Below are 16,082 nucleotides of genomic sequence, written 5' to 3' on the forward strand. Positions count from 1 at the left end.
GGCGCTCCGCGATCAGCGGCTCGCCACCTGAATGTCGTGGCGCTGCAGTTCGGCCAGCATACGAATGTGCTGGCGGTAGGGCGCAACCTTGTGTTCGAAGGCCGCGAGCTGCGTCCCTTCCAGGCGGCGGGCGATGGGCAGCTTCACGGATAGCGGATCGACCGGATGGCCGTCGACGCGGAATTCATAATGCAGGTGCGGGCCGGTGGCCCAGCCGGTGGCGCCCACGTAGCCGATCAATTGGCCCTGCCTCACCTTGGCGCCGCGCTTCAGGCCCGCTGCAAAGCGGCTCTGATGGGCGTACAGCGTGGAATAGTGACGGTCGTGGCGGATGATGACGACATTGCCGTAGCCGTTCTGCCGCCCGATGAATTCGACCGTGCCGTCCGACGTGGAATGTATGGGCGTGCCCCTGGGGGCCGCGTAATCCACGCCCTGGTGGCTGGTCCATTTGCGGTGCAGCGGGTGCAGCCGCATGCCGAAAGTGGAGCTGATGCGCGTGAACTGCAGTGCGGTGCGCAGGAACGCGCCCTTGAGGCTGTGGCCGTCGAAATCGTAGTAGGCGCCGCTGCCGTCCTTGCCGTCGAACCACACGGCTTCGTGGGGATGGCCGCGGTTGATGAACTGCAATGCCAGTATGCGGCCCGTCCCCACCTCGGTGCCGTCATGCGTATACGACTGGTAGACGACGCGGAACCGGTCGTCGGCGCGCAGATCCTGCAGGAAATCTATCTTGCTGCCCAGGATGTCGGTCATCTGCTGGGTAATGGCGTCGGGAATGCCGGCCTCGTCCGTGGCCGCGTACAGCGAGCTGTCGATGCTGCCTTCGGCCATGCGCACCTGGGGATGCGCTTCCTCGCTGGATTCCTGCGCCACGAAGCCGCTGCCGTCGGGTTCGACATCCAGCCACTTGGCGACATAGCGCCCGCCTTCGCGGACGCCCGGAGTGTGCTCGTAGCGCAGCCAGGCCAGGTGTCCGTCCCGGTCGACGGCCGCTACCATGCTGCGCCCGGGCATCAGCATATGGATGGAACGGGCGTTCTTGTCGTAGGTCAGGAACTTCTGCAGCCCCGGTTCCCGGACGCGCAGGCGCTGCAGCAATGCCGCCAGCGTGTCGCCGGCACGGATCTGGGTCTGGTTGACGAACGGCTGGTCGAATTTGGCGGAGGGCGCCGGGAACGGTTCAGGCAGCGCGAGCGTCCGGCGCACTGCGTGCACCAGCGGCATTGCGGTGTCCGTATCGCCGGGCTTGACCACCGCCAGCGCGGCGGCGGCCACGAACAGCCCGAGCGTCAGGCACACGAAGCCATTACGGATGTACAGGAATCTGGAGTGGTGGGCGGAATGAGCCTCCGCCTTGGAGGGATGAAATAGCGTCCCTTTTTCGAACATAAAGCAAAACCTGGATCGTGGGGGGTGGAAACTTGCGCCCCGGGGTTTCCCCGAGAGCAGGCGCCTGTCTGCGGCCTGGCAGCAAGCGCTCTGATAATATCCTGCCTGGGGCCGCGGTACGCGGCAAACCCGCTGTGCAGTGATTTCATTAGCACGCTATCCTAACGTAATATGCTTGAAATTTCGAGCATTTTTTTCCAATTCCTGCTTACGGTTCCTCATGTCGTCCCCCGAATCCCCGCTCACCCCGGAAGTCCAAGCCGATCTGCGCATCGCCAAAAGAGGCTGCGACGAATTGCTGGTCGAATCCGAATTCGTCCGCAAGCTGGCTCGCAGCCGCGCTACCGGCGTGCCCCTGCGCATCAAGCTGGGCCTGGATCCGACGGCGCCCGACATACACCTGGGCCACACGGTGGTGCTCAACAAGATGCGCCAGTTGCAGGACCTCGGCCATACCGTCATCTTCCTCATTGGCGACTTCACGTCCATGATTGGCGATCCCAGCGGGCGCAACGCTACGCGTCCGCCGCTGACGGCCGAGCAGATCAAGGAAAACGCCAAGACCTATTACGCCCAGGCCAGCCTGGTGCTGGACCCGGCGCGCACCGAGATCCGCTACAACTCCGAATGGAGCGACCCGCTGGGCGCGCGTGGCCTGATCCAACTGGCCTCGCGCTACACCGTGGCGCGCATGATGGAACGCGAAGACTTCACGCGCCGCTACAAGGGCGGCATACCGATATCCGTGCACGAATTCCTGTATCCGCTGATGCAGGGCTACGATTCGGTCGCGCTCAAGGCCGACCTCGAACTGGGCGGCACCGACCAGAAGTTCAACCTGCTGGTAGGGCGCGAACTGCAAAAGGAATACGGCCAGGAACCGCAGTGCGTGCTGACCATGCCGCTGCTCGAGGGCACCGACGGCGTGGACAAGATGTCCAAGTCCAAGGGCAACTACATAGGCATTTCCGAGAGCCCCGCATCCATGTTCGGCAAGCTCATGTCGATTTCGGACACGCTGATGTGGCGCTACTACGAACTGCTGTCGTTCCGTTCGATGGACGAAATCGCGTTGTTACAAAAGCAGGTGAAAGAAGGCCGCAATCCGCGCGATACTAAAGTCATGCTGGCGCTGGAAATCGTCGCCCGCTTCCACACGCAGCAGGCGGCGCAGGGCGCGCTGGCCGATTTCGAGGCGCGTTTCCGCGACGGCGCCATCCCCGACGACATGCCCGAGGTCCAGCTCGGGGCCGCGCCCCTGGGCATACTCAAGGTGCTGCGCGAAGCCGGGCTGGTGGCTTCGGGCGCCGAGGCGCAGCGCAACGTCGAGCAAGGCGGCGTGCGCGTGGACGGTGACCGCATCGAGGACAAGGCGCTTATGCTGCCCGCCGGCACCTATGTGGTGCAGGTCGGCAAGCGCAAGTTCGCCAGGGTCACATTGGCGTGAACAGGCCTTATTGATTCTGATTCGATCATCTCAGGAGGGAATCCATGAAGCTCAATAGTGCATCGTTTTCCGACCAGCAGAGCATCCCGCAGAGGTATGCCTTCGGCAAGATCGACGAGGCATCCCACGTAGCCCTGTCCGATAATCTCAATCCGCACCTGGCGTGGTCCGAACCGCCCGCCGCGGTGCAGTCGTACGTGCTGATATGCCATGACCCCGATGTGCCCACCAAGCCCGACGACGTCAACCAGGAAGGGCGCGAGGTGCCGGCCGACCTGCCGCGCGCCGATTTCTACCATTGGGTCATAACCGACCTGCCGCCATCGGTCACGGAAATCGCCGAAGGCGCCTATTCCAACGGCATTACCCCGCGCGGCAAGGGCGGCGCCGTCGCGCCCAATGGCGCGCGCCAAGGCATCAACGACTACACCTCGTGGTTCGCCGCCGATCGCGACATGAGCGGCGACTACTTCGGCTACGACGGCCCGTGCCCGCCCTGGAACGACGCCCTGGTGCACCACTACGTGTTCACCGTGTATGCGCTGGACGTCGCCAGCCTGGGCCTGGAAGGCAGCTTCAGCGGCGGCCAGGCGCTCAAGGCGATGCAGGGCCACGTGCTGGCGCAGGCCACGCTTACCGGCACCTATACGCTGAACCCGCGCCTGGCCGGCGCCGCCAAATAGTCCTGCGTGTTTCGTATCGGCCCGCCCCGGGCTGTTCGGGGCTGGGCCGGGGCGGCCCCGCGCGCTTGCGGGGCTATTGCGCAAGGTTTGCCGCCCGGCACGGCTCTGCAGGATGGGCCCTGGCCGGGATGGGCCGTAACCACGACGGGCTCGGGAGCGGCGGGCGTATCCAGGCCCGGCCCTTTATATGAATTTTCCGCAAATTGGCATGAAACCATTGCCATTTGGCCGAAGTTACGGGTCAGAAAGCTCGCATTTATAGAGATTTCAGTGCGCTTGCCTGGGGCTCGGCCATGGATCGCGCTAAAATTCCCTCCTTTGCTTCCCGCCATACCCGCCAATCTAGGATGCCAAATGTTTGACCGCTCACTTACCCTCGATAAAGTCGATCCCGACGTCTGGGCCGCGATCCAGAAAGAAAACGTCCGCCAGGAACAGCACATCGAGCTGATCGCCTCGGAAAACTACACCAGCCCGGCCGTGATGCAGGCGCAGGGTTCGCAGTTGACCAATAAATATGCCGAAGGCTATCCCGGCAAGCGCTATTACGGCGGCTGCGAATACGTGGACATCGTCGAGCAACTGGCCATCGATCGCCTCAAGCAATTGTTCGGCGCCGAAGCCGCCAACGTACAGCCCAATTCGGGCTCGCAGGCCAACCAGGGCGTGTACATGGCGGTGCTCAAGCCGGGCGACACGGTGCTGGGCATGAGCCTGGCCGAGGGCGGTCACCTCACGCACGGTTCTCCGGTCAATGCCTCGGGCAAGCTGTACCACTTCCTGTCCTACGGCCTGAACGCCAAGGAAGAGCTCGACTACGACCAGCTCGAGCAGTTGGCCAAGGAACACAAGCCCAAGCTGATCGTGGGCGGGGCCTCGGCCTACGCGCTGCGCATCGACTTCGAGCGCATGGCGCGCATCGCCCACGACAACGGGGCGCTGCTGATGGTCGACATCGCGCACTATGCGGGCCTGGTGGCCGGCGGCGTGTATCCCAACCCCGTGCCGCATGCCGATTTCGTCACCTCCACCACACACAAGTCGCTGCGCGGGCCGCGCGGCGGCGTCATCATGATGAAGGCCGAATTCGAGAAGGCGGTGAATTCCGCGATTTTCCCCGGCATCCAGGGCGGTCCGCTGATGCATGTCATCGCCGGCAAGGCCGTGGCCTTCAAAGAAGCGCTGGCGCCGGAATTCAAGGAATATGCGGCCCAGGTGGCCAAGAACGCCGACGTGCTGGCGCGCACCCTGGTCAAGCGCGGGCTGCGTATCGTCTCGGGCCGCACCGAAAGCCACGTGATGCTAGTGGACCTGCGCGCCAAGGGCATTACCGGCAAGGAAGCCGAGGCGGTGCTGGGCCAGGCCCACATCACGGTCAACAAGAACGCTATCCCCAACGACCCCGAAAAGCCTTTCGTGACCAGCGGCATACGCCTGGGCACGCCCGCCATGACCACGCGCGGCTTCAAGGAAGCCGAGGCCGAGCTCACCGGCAACCTGATCGCCGATGTGCTGGACAAGCCTCACGACGAGGCGTCGATCGCCGCGGTGCGTGCCCGCGTGCACGAGCTGACTTCGCGTCTGCCCGTCTATCGCTGATGCCCTGAATGGTATATCTTTCGCGATATACCATTGAATACAGGACAGGCCCGGCATGCCCGGGCCTGGTTGCACCATGAAATGCCCGTTCTGCGGTAGCCCCGATACGCAGGTCATCGACTCGCGAGTCTCGGAAGAAGGCGACACCATACGCCGGCGCCGGCGCTGCAGCGCCTGTGACCGGCGCTTTACGACCTATGAACGCGCCGAGCTGGTGATGCCGGCCGTCGTCAAGCGCAACGGCACGCGCAGCGAGTTCGATGGCGAGAAGCTGCGCGACAGCCTGCGCCTGGCGCTGCGCAAGCGTCCCATCAGCACCGATGCCGTCGACGCCGCCGTCGCCCGCATCGAAGAAAGCATCCTGACCAGCGGCCGGCGCGAGATCAGCTCCAGGCATATCGGCGAACTGGTCATGGCCGAACTCAAGAAACTGGACCAGGTCGCCTACGTGCGTTTCGCCTCAGTCTACAAAAGCTTCGAAGACATAGGCGAATTCGTCAAGGCCATCGACGAAATGAAGGTGCCGGGCAAGCCATGAGCGCCGGGCCCGACAACACTGCCGCAAGCGACGACGCGCACTGGATGCGCCGGGCTCTGGCCCTGGCCGAAGGCGTGTTGTACCTGACGGCGCCCAATCCCCGTGTCGGCTGCGTCATCGTGCGCGATGGGCAAGTGCTGGGCGAGGGCGCCACCCAGGCCGTGGGCGGCCCGCACGCCGAGATCATGGCGCTGCGCGACATGCAGGCGCGGGGGCACGCTGCCGCCGGCGCCACCATTTACGTCACGCTCGAGCCCTGCAGCCACCACGGGCGCACGCCGCCCTGCGTCGATGCACTGATCGCCGCGCGTCCGGCTCGGGTGGTGGTGGCCATGTCCGACCCCAACCCGCTGGTCGGTGGCCAGGGGCTGGCCCGCCTGCGGGCGGCCGGCATCCCGGTCACCGCTTCGGTGTGCGCCGAAGAGGCCCTGGCCCTGAATCCTGGTTTCGTCGCGCGCATGACGCGCCGCACGCCCTGGCTGTGGCTCAAGCTGGCCGCGTCCATGGACGGCCGCAGCGCCCTGCACAATGGCGCCTCGCAATGGATTACCGGCCCCGCGGCGCGCGCCGACGGCCATCACTGGCGGGCCCGCAGTTGCGTGGTCTTGACCGGCTCGGGCACCGTGCGCCTCGACAATCCGCAGATGAACGTGCGCCACGTGCAGACCCCGCGCCAGCCCATACGCGCCATCGTCGACACGCGCCTGGAGACCTCCGAGGACGCCCGCATCCTCGACGGCGGACCCGTCTGGATATTCACTTGCACTGAAGATGCGGCCAAGGCCCGGCGGCTGGAAGCCCGCAACGCCCGCGTCATCCCGATGCCCTCGGCTCCCAGCCGGCCCGACGCGCCCAACGGCAGCCTGCGCGTCGACCTGGCGGCCATGTTGCGCTGGATGGGTGAACACGACATCAACGAGGTCCATGCCGAGCCCGGCTCCAAGCTCAGCGGCGCGCTGCTGCAATCGGGCTGCGTCGATGAACTATTGCTGTACATGGCGCCGCTGCTGCTGGGCGACGCCCAGCCCATGGCGCGCCTGCCCGCCCTGCAAAGCCTGGACCAGGCCCGCCGCTTCGAATTTTTCGAAACTGTGCCCCTGGCGCCCGACCTGCGCATCCGCGCGCGCGTGGCGCAGAATTGGCGCGAACTGCTGCGTTGCGTACGGGCTCCCGGCGATGCCGGCGCTTAGGCTTGGAGGCGCCGCCCGGCGCCTTCATGTCCCCATGCTCGGTCGCGCGCAGGATCCCGGAAACGGCGCAAGGCCGTGGCCCGCGCGGGCTGCGGCCTTGCTGCAGCAATGCTCTACGAGGGCCGCGGCGTTACTGTAGCAATGCTATATTTTGCGCTGGATCGCGGGTTTTCACAGGCCATGAATTTCTCGCCGAGGCACAGGGCTCGAACCCTGGCCTTGGCGGCGCGCGGCGTTTCCGGCCGCATAGGATGACGAACATGTTTACAGGTATCGTGGCCGCCACCGGCCTTATCGAAAAGGTCGAACCGCTGCGCGCGGGCAGGGCGGACGCCGGCGTGCGCCTGCGCATCCGCTCCCCCGAACTGCCCCTGGATCATACGCGGCTGGGGGATTCGATCGCCATCCAGGGCGCCTGCATGACCGTGGTCGACCTGCGCGAAGACGGCTTCGAGGTCGATGTATCGCGTGAAAGCCTGAACCGCACCGTGGGCCTGGACGCGCCCGGCGAAGTCAATCTGGAACATGCCCTGAAATTGGGCGACGCCCTGGGCGGCCACCTGGTGTCCGGCCATGTCGACGGCCTGGGTGTCGTCACGCATTTCAGCCCCGTGGGCGAATCCTGGGACCTGCGCATCGACGTGCCCGCCGAACTCGCCAAGTACCTGGCCTACAAGGGCTCGATCACCATCAACGGCGTGAGCCTGACCGTGAACCAGGTCCACGATCACGCCCGGGGCTGCGAAATCCGCATCAACCTGATCCCGCACACAGTGCAGGTCACCACTCTCAAGCATTTGAAGACCGGCAGCGCCGTCAACCTGGAAATCGACATGATCGCGCGCTATGTAGAGCGGATGATGGCGACGACGGCCATTCCGGCCTGAGTGTGCGCTTTCCGGGCCAGCTATCGGAAGAGGCGGGTCGCGGGTTGTTGCTGGCAGTAATGCCCGGGACCGCAGCAGAGCATTGCGGCGTTCCAGGGCGGCCTATCGGGTATCGGTCCGGGCAGGGCAGCGGCCGGCGGACAGGGGACGGATTCTGTTAGAATAGCGGACTTCGCGCGTTTTCCGAGAAAATGCGCAGGCAAGGACAGGTGGCCGAGTGGTTGAAGGCGCACGCCTGGAAAGCGTGTATACGTGAATAGCGTATCGGGGGTTCGAATCCCCCCTTGTCCGCCATGCATTCCATTGTCGTCGAACGACAACGAGCCAGGCCCGCCCCAGACCGTGCAAGCACGGGATTGCGGCGGGCTTTGTCTTTGCTGCGGCCGGTCCGGCTGCGGCTCGAGGCTGCCATATCGAGCCCGGCATGGGTATGCCGTCGGTAAGCGCCGATAAAGCTCATAATGCCCATAATGCGCAATGACGGCCGCCGTACTGGCCTTGCGGGCGCATCGAAGGGAACAAAGACGATGATCGGACAGCATGAAATGGATGGCGCGGCCTTGCGGCACGGCGAATACAAGATTCCCGGCGGCAAGCTGGTCGTGGTCGACCTGCGTGTCGAACAGGGCCGGCTGCGGGACGTGCAATTGTCGGGCGATTTTTTCCTCGAGCCTCCCGAGGCGCTGGACGCCATTAACGCGGCCTTGATAGGTTTGGCCTGCGACGCGAGCGCGGCGGCGCTGCAGGCCGCGGTGCAGGCGGCGCTGGGGCCCGATGTCATGATGTACGGCATCACGATCGAGGGCGTTGCCGTGGTCGTGCAAAGGGCGCTGGCATGAGCAATGATCCGAAACGCAGCGATTGGGCCGACCACGATTGGCAACTGATCCATGATGCGCCGCAGATGCCTTTGCAGCATATGGCGCTGGACCAGGTATTGCTCGAAGAGGTGGCGGCGGGCCGGCGCGCGCCGACCTTGCGCATATGGGAATGGGCGGCGCCCGCGGTAGTGATCGGGATCTTCCAATCGCTGAAGAACGAGGTCGACGCCGAGGCCGCCGGGCGATACGGCATCCAGGTCGTGCGCCGCATCAGCGGCGGGGGCGCGATGTTCATCGAGCCCGGCAATACCATCACCTATTCGATCTATGCGCCCGAGTCGCTGGTGGCCGGCATGAGCTTTCGCGACGCCTACGCTTACATGGATGCGTTCGTGCTGGAGGCGCTCGGCGAACTGGGCATCAAGGCCTGGTATCAGCCCCTGAACGACATCACTTCGGAAGGCGGCAAGATCGGCGGCGCCGCGCAGGCGCGGCGGGGCGGGGCCGTGCTGCATCATGTGACCATGGCCTATGACATCGATGCCGCCAAGATGCTGCAGGTCTTGCGCATCGGCCGTGAAAAACTGTCCGACAAGGGCATCCAGTCGGCGGCCAAGCGGGTCGATCCGCTGCATAGCCAGACTGGCCTGCCGCGCGAAACCATTATCGATCGCATGGTGGACACATTCCGCCGCCGTAATGGCTTGAGGCCCAGCGCCGTATCGCCGGCCGAGCTGGCGGCGGCCGGGCGCCTGATCGAGGAAAAATTCGGCACCGAGGCCTGGCGGGCCAAGGTGCCTTGACGCAGGCGACTTGCTTGCGTCGCGCGGCGGCGGCATGGCCGGCGCCTTTTTGGGGCTACGGGGCCGGACTGCGCTTGCCGAGGGCAGGCCGCAGGGGCCGGTCGGTATCGCGGTCGCTCCAGGCGATGACCAGCACCAATGCCATGAGCATTGCGCCGGTCGCATACAGGATGAAGGGAATGGAATCGCTGGTCATGGCTCACCTTTTTATATTTGGGCCGCGAGGCGGCAGGTGATTCTCGGCTTCTGTGTTCTGCTCCTGGATGACAGGAAGAATGGGGGGTGCGGGCGCAGGCGCCCGCACAGGACACGGTGCGCTAGCGCTTGTCGAGCGCGTCGCGCACTTCGTCCTTGGCTTCCCCGACTTTGCGCTGGACCTTGCCGACGGTCTTTTCGGCTTTGCCGCGCGCTTCGGTTTCGTGATTGCCGGTGGCCTTGCCGACGGTTTCCTTGATGGAGCCTTTTACTTCCTTGGCCGTGCCTTTGATGCGGTCGCTGTCCATGATGCACTCCTGGTGAATTGACACGCTGGGTCCGCCGGTTGGGGGCCTTGGACGTAGCGGAGAGCTTCGCAATCCTTGCCCGTGTCCGGGGATGAGTCAACTGTACGGACGAGCGCCCGGATGCGGAAGGCTGCGCCGCACTAGGCGCACTAGTATTTTTTGTCGTTTCTTTTCATTGCGTGTGTTACGCGATGTGCGCCTGCACGTGGCCGTGCGTGTAGCCGGCTGGCTTCGCGGCCACATCCGTATACGTCGCCGGCGCCTGCGTTCGTGTATGCGCCGCTGTGGTGTGGGGTGCGCCTCGGGCCATTCGCAGCGGTGGCCTACGCGCCGTTCTTTTTCGTGTGTGCGGGCCCCAGGTCCCAGCCATGCCCCGTGATGCCGCGCTCGCGGGCCCAGACGATGGCGGCGCCGCGCCTATGCACGTCGAGCTTGTTGTAGAGCATGGCCACGTGATTGCGCACGGTATTGCGCGACAGGTGCAGGAAATCGGCGATTTCCTGGTCGTCCATGCCTTCGCACATGAGGCCCAGCACTTCGCGCTCGCGCGCGGTCAGTTCCTCGATTTCGGCAGTGTTGACCGCCTTGGCCGGCGGGCGGCGGATCTGCGCCAGTTTCTCTATGATGCTGCGGCTGAACCATGAGGTATCTTGCATGACGGCCTCTATAGCCGAAATCAGTTCGCCTTCGGAACGCTTGCGCTCGGTGATGTCCTGGAAGACGCTCAGCACGCAAGGCCTGTCGTTGATGTTCATGGCCTCGGCCGAGGCCAGGCAATCGAGCACGGCGCCATCTTTGGCGCGTAGCTGGATTTCGTGGCTGCGGATGCTGCCTGTCTGCTCAAGTAGCGCCTGCATGCGGTGATGCGCCTGCGGATCGGCCCAGATCGGCAAGTCCACGCTGGGGCGTCCCACGATGTCCTGGGCCGCGTAGCCCGTTGCCTGGGCGAAGGCGTCATTGACTTCCATGAACTCGAACTCGTCCAGGGAACCCAGCGCCATGGGCACGGGAGCGAGCCGGAATGCCTTCGAGAAGCGTTCTTCGGTCTGGCGCAGGCTGTCTTCGATTTTCTTGCGCGGCTCGAGGTCGATGAAGGTGAACAGCATGCAGGCTTCTTCGCCCATGTCCATGGGCTGGCCTGCCACCACGACGAACTTGCTGGCGCCGCCGGGCAGTCTGATAGTGGCCTCGGTCTGGCCGATAGTGGCGCCTGCATTCAAGGCCGCGATGGCCTGCTCCCTGTTGGCGGCGTTTTCCAGCACGTCGAGCTCGTAGGTCGAACGGCCCAGGATGTCGTCGCGGGCATAACCCGTCATTTCCAGGAAGCCCTGGTTCACCTTGACGTAGCGCAGGTCGGACAGGCGGCAGATCAATGCCGGAGCGGGGTTGGCGCTGAATGCTTTTTCGAAGCGCTCTTCGGCGTCGTAGCGTTCGGTGCTGTCCTTCATGACCAGCACCAGCGATTCGGGTTCCTCGGCCGCATTGCGCAATATCAGGCTGCGCACCTGGTGGACGCGACGAAAATCCGGATCGGCGCGCGACTCGACTTCGACCACGACATCGGTGAATTCTTCCTGCGCGAGCACGCGGGCCATGGGATATTGGCGCGGGCGCAGCGGATGGCGATTGCGGTAGCGCAGGATGTATCGCTTGCGATAGGCTGCGGCGTTCGTGCCCAGGTCGGCGAGCTCTTGGGCGCCGTGCATTTCGAGAGCCGTCTCGTTGGCCCAGGCGATCGAGCCGTCCGGGTCGAGCAGCAGCACGCCTTCACTCAGTCCGGCGATGATTTGCTGCAAGTGGTGCCTGTCGGTCTTGGGTACGGGGATGGGATCGTCCATACGAATGTCTCGCGCGAGAGATGGGTGCCGCAAGCGTGCCCGGCGTCGCTTTGCGGCATACGGCGGGCGGCAGGGGCCAGGCAAGTCACGGCGTGCACATTAGCAAGCCGCAGGAGACAAGCTCTGTCCCCTTGCAAAAACACTATACAGAATGATGTGGACCGATCTGGATGCGCTGCGGCGGGCTTCGTAAGCTGTACGAGCCATGCATGTGCATGGCGGCATTTCTCGCAAGAGGAGGCTGGTATGGTTTCGATACACAATTACGGCATACGCCATCGTTACGGGCCGCGGGATCGGGAGGCCGACGCCGGTTCCGGGCGCGCCGAGGAACGCCCCGGCGGCCCGGATCATTGGTCCAGCGACGACCCCGTCGACGACGACCGGCCTGTGCGCGGGCCGGCCGGCCCCGACGAGGTCGGCGGCCGCCGCAAGAAATTCTTCCCCGGCATGCCGGATCGCCGCAAATCAGAATGAGCGTAATCACAGCCGAGGTGCAGGGTCTGGAAGCGCGGCCCGGGCCCGCGCTCTCGCGCCGCTAAAAATGCCCGCCGGTTGGGGCGGAGTGCTCCGGCCGATGTAGGCGAGCCTCTTCGACCGCGGTGCCGGCCGCCGCTGCCGGCTTCCTGGATGTTTGTGCTGCAAGTATCAAATAAAACGTTTACATCATAAATAAAAACGTTTACATTGATAAAAACACAATCATCTAGGAGCGAGACATGAGCACTTTCCTGCGTACGCTGGGCATGGGCATGGGCCTGGCCATGGCGCTGTCGCTGTCCACGGCCCAAGCCGCGTATCCCGACAAGCCCATACATATCGTCGTGCCGTTTGCCGCCGGGGGCGGGGTCGACATCCTGACGCGGGTGCTGGCGCAGAATCTTTCCGACAGCCTGCATCAGCCCGTGATCGTCGAAGACCGGCCCGGCGCGGGGGGCAACCTGGGCATGGACTACGTGGCCAAGGCGGCGCCGGACGGCTATACCCTGGCCATGGCAACTACCGGCACCCAGGAAATCAATCCGGGCCTGTACAGTCATTTGCCCTACGATGCCGTGAAGAGCTTCAGCCCCGTCACGCTGGTGGCCTCCGTGCCCAATGTGCTGGTGGTCAACGAGCACGTGCCGGTCAAGTCGCTGAAAGAGCTCATCGCGCTGGCCAAGGCCCAGCCGGGCAAGCTGTCCTTCGCTTCTTTCGGCAACGGCACATCCAACCATCTGTCGGGCGAACTGCTCAAGCAGATGGCGCATATCAATGTGCTGCACGTGCCTTACAAGAAGGCTACCCAGGCCGTCACCGACCTGATTTCCAACCAGGTCACGTTCGCCTTCGTCAATATGCCGCTGGCGCTGCCGCACGTGCAGTCGGGCCAGTTGCGGGCGCTGGCCGTCACGGGCGCGCAGCGCTCGGGCACGCAGCCGCAATTGCCCACCATGGCCGAGGCCGGGCTGCCGGGTTTCGTGGTGGAGTCCTGGTACGGCCTGATGGCGCCCGCCCATACGCCGCCGGAAGTCGTGCAGCGGTTGCGCCAGGCGGTGCTGGCGGCGCTGGCCAAGCCCGAGGTCAAGGCCTTTTTCGGCAAGCAGGGGGCCGACGTGGTCACGAGCACTCCGGGCGAATTTACTGCCATGATCCAGAAGGGGCAGGTGCGCTGGGCCAAGATCATCAAGGATTCGGGCGCGCACGTCGATTGACGCGGGGGCCGCGGCAAGCGATGCTTGCAGGGGCTCGTCCCGCGGCACAGGCCGGGCCGGCGAGCCCCTACATGAAAGCCAGGGTGAAGAAACATGCAAACAGCTAAGGCGGGCGCACAGGCGCCGAACATCGTGCTGATCATGGCCGACCAGATGGCGGCTGCACCCCTGCCGGTATATGGCGGCGGCGTGGTCAAGGCGCCTCACTTGTCGCGCCTGGCGAGCACGGGCGTGGTATTTGAACAGGCCTATTGCAATTCGCCCATTTGCGCGCCTTCGCGCTTTTCCATGCTGAGCGGCCGCCTGCCCACCGCTATCGACGCCTTCGACAATGCCAGCGAATTCCCGGCTTCCATCCCCACCCTGGCGCACTATCTGTGCGCGGCGGGCTACCAGACGATACTGTCGGGCAAGATGCATTTCATCGGCCCCGACCAGTTGCACGGCTACGAAGAGCGCCTCGTCACCGATATCTATCCGTCGGATTTTTCATGGACGCCGAACTGGCTGGCGGGTCCGGCCGACAAGCCTTCGGGCATCAGCATGCGCAATGTGGTGCAGGCGGGGCATTGCGTGCGCAGCCTGCAGATGGACTATGACGACGAAGTCGAGTTCTGGGCGCAGCAAAAGCTCTACGACCTGGCGCGCGAGCCGCAGCGCAAGCCCTTCTTCCTGACGGTGTCCTTCAGCCACCCGCATCCGCCTTTCACCGCCGACCGCCGGCACTGGGATCTCTACGAGCACGACGAGATCGACATGCCCGCCGTGGCGCCGATCGACCCGGCGCAGCGCGATGTCCAGAGCCAGTGGCTGCATGTGTCGCACGGCGCCGATCTGCAGCCCATCGACGAGGCGCAATTGCGCAACGCGCGCCATGCCTATTACGCGATGATTTCGTATGTCGACGACAAGGTCGGCAGGCTGCTCGATACCCTGGATGCCTGCGACTTGCGGCGCGATACCGTGGTGATCTTCACGTCGGACCACGGCGAGATGCTGGGCGAGCGCGGCATGTGGTACAAGCAGAGCTTTTTCGAGCCTTCGGTGCGCGTGCCGCTGATTGTCAGCGCGGCGGGCGGCGAGCGGCCGGTGAGCCGCGTCGCCGCGCCGGTCTCGCTGCTGGACCTGATGCCTACCGTCATGGAACTGGCCTGCGCACGGCCCGAGTGGGCCGATCCGATCGACGGCGCCTCGTTCGTGCCGCTGATGCGGGGCGCGCAACCCGAGCCGTCGCGCGCCGTGATCTCGGAATACACCGATATGGGCGTCATCGCCCCGGTGCGCATGCTGCGCGCGGGCGACCACAAATATATCTACACGCATGGGCATCCCGGGCAGCTCTACGACCTGCGAGCCGATCCGCGCGAGCTGCGCAATCTGGCCGGGAACCCGGAATTCGCGGCCCTCGAGGCGCAACTGCGCGCGGCAGTGCTCGAAAACTGGGATCCGCAGGCCCTGCACGGCCGCATCCTGGACAGCCAGCGCCGCCGCCTTTTCCTGAAGCAGGCCGCCCAGGCCTCGGGCCGCTATCCCGACTGGAGCTACCAGGCCACGCGCGACGATACCCGGCGTTTCGTGCGCGCCAGCGGCGCGGCCGGGGCCAAGGCCAGGGCGCGGTTTCCGTTCGTGGCGCCGGATGCGCAATAATAGGGCTCCTCGAATCCCTGCGGGCGGCTGCCATCCATGAGCATCAGAGACGTTGCCGAGCAAGTGGGAGTCTCGATCGCCACGGTTTCCCGTGCGTTCAATGCGCCCGAACAGGTTGCGCCCGAAACCCGCCGGCGCGTGATCCAGGCTGCCTCGCAACTGGGATATGTGCCCAATTCCAGCGCGCAGACGCTGCGCCGCCAGTTCAGCAAGGTGCTGGGGGTGGTGCTGCCGACGCTGCTCAATCCGGTGTTTGCCGAGTGCCTGGACGGCATTGCACAGATGGCCGCGGCCAGCGGCTATTCCATCGTTCCCATGACCACGGACTATCAACTGTCCGGCGAAGAGGCTGCGGTCAACCGGCTGCTGGCCTACAGCGTGGACGGCATGATACTGGTGGTCTCAAATCCCCAGACCTCGCAGGAACTCGCCAAGCTGCAGGCGCGCAGCCTGCCATATGTGCTGCTGTACAACCGGCATCCCGACCATCCCTGCGTATCGGTGGATTGCGAGGGGGCCATGGCGCAGCTCATACACAGGCTGGCGGACATGGGGCACAGGCGCATTGCCATGGTCAGCGGCCAGCTAGCCGCCTCGGACCGTTCCCAGCAGCGTTATCGGGGATATGTCAACGGCATGCAGGAATGCGGGCTCGATGCCTACGACCTGGTGGAAGTGCCGTTCATGGACGCGGTGGTGTCGCGCCTGGCGCAGTTCCTGGGCGCGGCGCAGCGGCCCAGCGCCCTGGTGTGTTCCAACGACCTGCTGGCGATACGTTGCCTGCGGGCCGCCCATGTGGCCGGGCTGGAAGTGCCGCGAGACCTGACGGTGGTGGGTTTTGACGGCATAGAGCTGGGCCGCGATCTCACGCCGGTGCTGAGCACCATCGCCCAGCCGAATCGGGAAATAGGGCGCCGCGGCGTGCAGCTCATCGTGCAGGCGCTGGGCAAGGGCCGTACGCTGGATCCCGCGGCCAGCCTGACCCTTACGCACGAATTCCACGAAGGCGAATCCTGCGCCCGCGCCGCGGGCTAGCTGAT

16 protein-coding genes and 1 tRNA gene are annotated in these 16,082 nt (G+C 64.9%); 13 read left to right on the top strand and 4 right to left on the bottom strand.

Features of this window, described 5'->3' with window-relative positions; all coding sequences use genetic code 11:
* Positions 1 to 12: 12 nt before the first annotated feature.
* On the bottom strand, positions 13 to 1,392 hold the full coding sequence (locus tag KVP10_RS11025) for a M23 family metallopeptidase (RefSeq protein WP_217964649.1): 1,380 nt from the start codon (positions 1,390 to 1,392) through the stop codon (positions 13 to 15).
* Positions 1,393 to 1,612: 220 nt separating this feature from the next.
* Between KVP10_RS11025 and tyrS the strand changes: the two genes are divergently transcribed.
* The 9 genes from tyrS to KVP10_RS11070 all read left to right on the top strand — a co-directional run bounded on the left by tyrS (position 1,613) and on the right by KVP10_RS11070 (position 9,360).
* A complete protein-coding gene (gene tyrS, locus KVP10_RS11030; RefSeq protein WP_217964650.1) occupies positions 1,613 to 2,839 on the top strand; it encodes a tyrosine--tRNA ligase in 1,227 nt (408 codons plus the stop codon).
* 44 nt (positions 2,840 to 2,883) lie between these two features.
* Positions 2,884 to 3,522: a YbhB/YbcL family Raf kinase inhibitor-like protein gene (locus tag KVP10_RS11035; protein WP_217964651.1), complete on the top strand. Its 639-nt coding sequence runs from the start codon at positions 2,884 to 2,886 to the stop codon at positions 3,520 to 3,522.
* Between the two features lie 354 nt (positions 3,523 to 3,876).
* A complete protein-coding gene (gene glyA / locus KVP10_RS11040; protein WP_217964652.1) occupies positions 3,877 to 5,121 on the top strand; it encodes a serine hydroxymethyltransferase in 1,245 nt (414 codons plus the stop codon).
* A 76-nt stretch (positions 5,122 to 5,197) separates the two neighbouring features.
* Positions 5,198 to 5,659: a transcriptional regulator NrdR gene (gene nrdR, locus KVP10_RS11045; protein ID WP_217964980.1), complete on the top strand. Its 462-nt coding sequence runs from the start codon at positions 5,198 to 5,200 to the stop codon at positions 5,657 to 5,659.
* Entirely contained in the window at positions 5,656 to 6,849 is a 1,194-nt protein-coding gene (gene ribD, locus KVP10_RS11050) for a bifunctional diaminohydroxyphosphoribosylaminopyrimidine deaminase/5-amino-6-(5-phosphoribosylamino)uracil reductase RibD (RefSeq protein ID WP_217964653.1), read from the top strand. Before nrdR ends, ribD begins: the two co-directional genes overlap by 4 nt.
* A 260-nt stretch (positions 6,850 to 7,109) precedes the next feature.
* Entirely contained in the window at positions 7,110 to 7,736 is a 627-nt protein-coding gene (locus KVP10_RS11055) for a riboflavin synthase (protein WP_217964654.1), read from the top strand.
* 203 nt (positions 7,737 to 7,939) lie between these two features.
* Positions 7,940 to 8,030 (top strand) — tRNA-Ser (locus KVP10_RS11060).
* Between the two features lie 233 nt (positions 8,031 to 8,263).
* Positions 8,264 to 8,575: a lipoate-protein ligase small subunit gene (gene lplB, locus KVP10_RS11065; protein ID WP_246600584.1), complete on the top strand. Its 312-nt coding sequence runs from the start codon at positions 8,264 to 8,266 to the stop codon at positions 8,573 to 8,575.
* Positions 8,572 to 9,360, top strand: coding sequence for a lipoate--protein ligase family protein (locus KVP10_RS11070; protein ID WP_217964655.1), 789 nt, complete (start codon positions 8,572 to 8,574; stop codon positions 9,358 to 9,360). Before lplB ends, KVP10_RS11070 begins: the two co-directional genes overlap by 4 nt.
* A 55-nt stretch (positions 9,361 to 9,415) precedes the next feature.
* Here KVP10_RS11070 and KVP10_RS11075 read toward each other — a convergent pair whose 3' ends face one another.
* From KVP10_RS11075 to KVP10_RS11085, 3 genes are all read right to left on the bottom strand, one after another.
* Positions 9,416 to 9,556, bottom strand: coding sequence for a hypothetical protein (locus tag KVP10_RS11075; RefSeq protein WP_217964656.1), 141 nt, complete (start codon positions 9,554 to 9,556; stop codon positions 9,416 to 9,418).
* Between the two features lie 121 nt (positions 9,557 to 9,677).
* Positions 9,678 to 9,863, bottom strand: coding sequence for a CsbD family protein (locus KVP10_RS11080; protein ID WP_217964657.1), 186 nt, complete (start codon positions 9,861 to 9,863; stop codon positions 9,678 to 9,680).
* 323 nt (positions 9,864 to 10,186) lie between these two features.
* Complete coding sequence (locus KVP10_RS11085) at positions 10,187 to 11,701, bottom strand: helix-turn-helix transcriptional regulator (protein WP_217964658.1); 1,515 nt, start codon at positions 11,699 to 11,701, stop codon at positions 10,187 to 10,189.
* Between the two features lie 246 nt (positions 11,702 to 11,947).
* On the opposite strand from KVP10_RS11085, the gene KVP10_RS11090 reads away from it, so the two are divergent.
* The 4 genes from KVP10_RS11090 (at position 11,948) to KVP10_RS11105 (ending at position 16,077) form a co-directional block, all read left to right on the top strand.
* Entirely contained in the window at positions 11,948 to 12,178 is a 231-nt protein-coding gene (locus tag KVP10_RS11090) for a hypothetical protein (protein ID WP_217964659.1), read from the top strand.
* Between the two features lie 242 nt (positions 12,179 to 12,420).
* The gene (locus KVP10_RS11095; protein WP_217964660.1) at positions 12,421 to 13,395 is read left to right on the top strand and encodes a Bug family tripartite tricarboxylate transporter substrate binding protein; all 975 of its coding nucleotides are present in this window, start codon (positions 12,421 to 12,423) and stop codon (positions 13,393 to 13,395) included.
* A gap of 93 nt (positions 13,396 to 13,488) precedes the next feature.
* A complete protein-coding gene (betC, locus tag KVP10_RS11100) occupies positions 13,489 to 15,042 on the top strand; it encodes a choline-sulfatase (protein ID WP_217964661.1) in 1,554 nt (517 codons plus the stop codon).
* 36 nt (positions 15,043 to 15,078) lie between these two features.
* Entirely contained in the window at positions 15,079 to 16,077 is a 999-nt protein-coding gene (locus KVP10_RS11105; protein WP_217964662.1) for a LacI family DNA-binding transcriptional regulator, read from the top strand.
* Positions 16,078 to 16,082: the final 5 nt, after the last annotated feature.

This window comes from Candidimonas humi (assembly GCF_019166065.1).
Lineage (GTDB): Bacteria > Pseudomonadota > Gammaproteobacteria > Burkholderiales > Burkholderiaceae_B > Candidimonas > Candidimonas humi.

Coding starts and splice junctions, on each gene's coding strand:
- KVP10_RS11075 (WP_217964656.1), bottom strand. CDS start 9,556: ATGACCAGCGATTCCATTCCCTTCATCCTGTATGCGACCGGCGCAATG.
- betC (WP_217964661.1), top strand. CDS start 13,489: ATGCAAACAGCTAAGGCGGGCGCACAGGCGCCGAACATCGTGCTGATC.
- lplB (WP_246600584.1), top strand. CDS start 8,264: ATGATCGGACAGCATGAAATGGATGGCGCGGCCTTGCGGCACGGCGAA.
- KVP10_RS11055 (WP_217964654.1), top strand. CDS start 7,110: ATGTTTACAGGTATCGTGGCCGCCACCGGCCTTATCGAAAAGGTCGAA.
- ribD (WP_217964653.1), top strand. CDS start 5,656: ATGAGCGCCGGGCCCGACAACACTGCCGCAAGCGACGACGCGCACTGG.
- KVP10_RS11090 (WP_217964659.1), top strand. CDS start 11,948: ATGGTTTCGATACACAATTACGGCATACGCCATCGTTACGGGCCGCGG.
- KVP10_RS11105 (WP_217964662.1), top strand. CDS start 15,079: ATGAGCATCAGAGACGTTGCCGAGCAAGTGGGAGTCTCGATCGCCACG.
- KVP10_RS11095 (WP_217964660.1), top strand. CDS start 12,421: ATGAGCACTTTCCTGCGTACGCTGGGCATGGGCATGGGCCTGGCCATG.
- KVP10_RS11070 (WP_217964655.1), top strand. CDS start 8,572: ATGAGCAATGATCCGAAACGCAGCGATTGGGCCGACCACGATTGGCAA.
- KVP10_RS11025 (WP_217964649.1), bottom strand. CDS start 1,392: ATGTTCGAAAAAGGGACGCTATTTCATCCCTCCAAGGCGGAGGCTCAT.
- KVP10_RS11085 (WP_217964658.1), bottom strand. CDS start 11,701: ATGGACGATCCCATCCCCGTACCCAAGACCGACAGGCACCACTTGCAG.
- nrdR (WP_217964980.1), top strand. CDS start 5,198: ATGAAATGCCCGTTCTGCGGTAGCCCCGATACGCAGGTCATCGACTCG.
- tyrS (WP_217964650.1), top strand. CDS start 1,613: ATGTCGTCCCCCGAATCCCCGCTCACCCCGGAAGTCCAAGCCGATCTG.
- KVP10_RS11080 (WP_217964657.1), bottom strand. CDS start 9,863: ATGGACAGCGACCGCATCAAAGGCACGGCCAAGGAAGTAAAAGGCTCC.
- glyA (WP_217964652.1), top strand. CDS start 3,877: ATGTTTGACCGCTCACTTACCCTCGATAAAGTCGATCCCGACGTCTGG.
- KVP10_RS11035 (WP_217964651.1), top strand. CDS start 2,884: ATGAAGCTCAATAGTGCATCGTTTTCCGACCAGCAGAGCATCCCGCAG.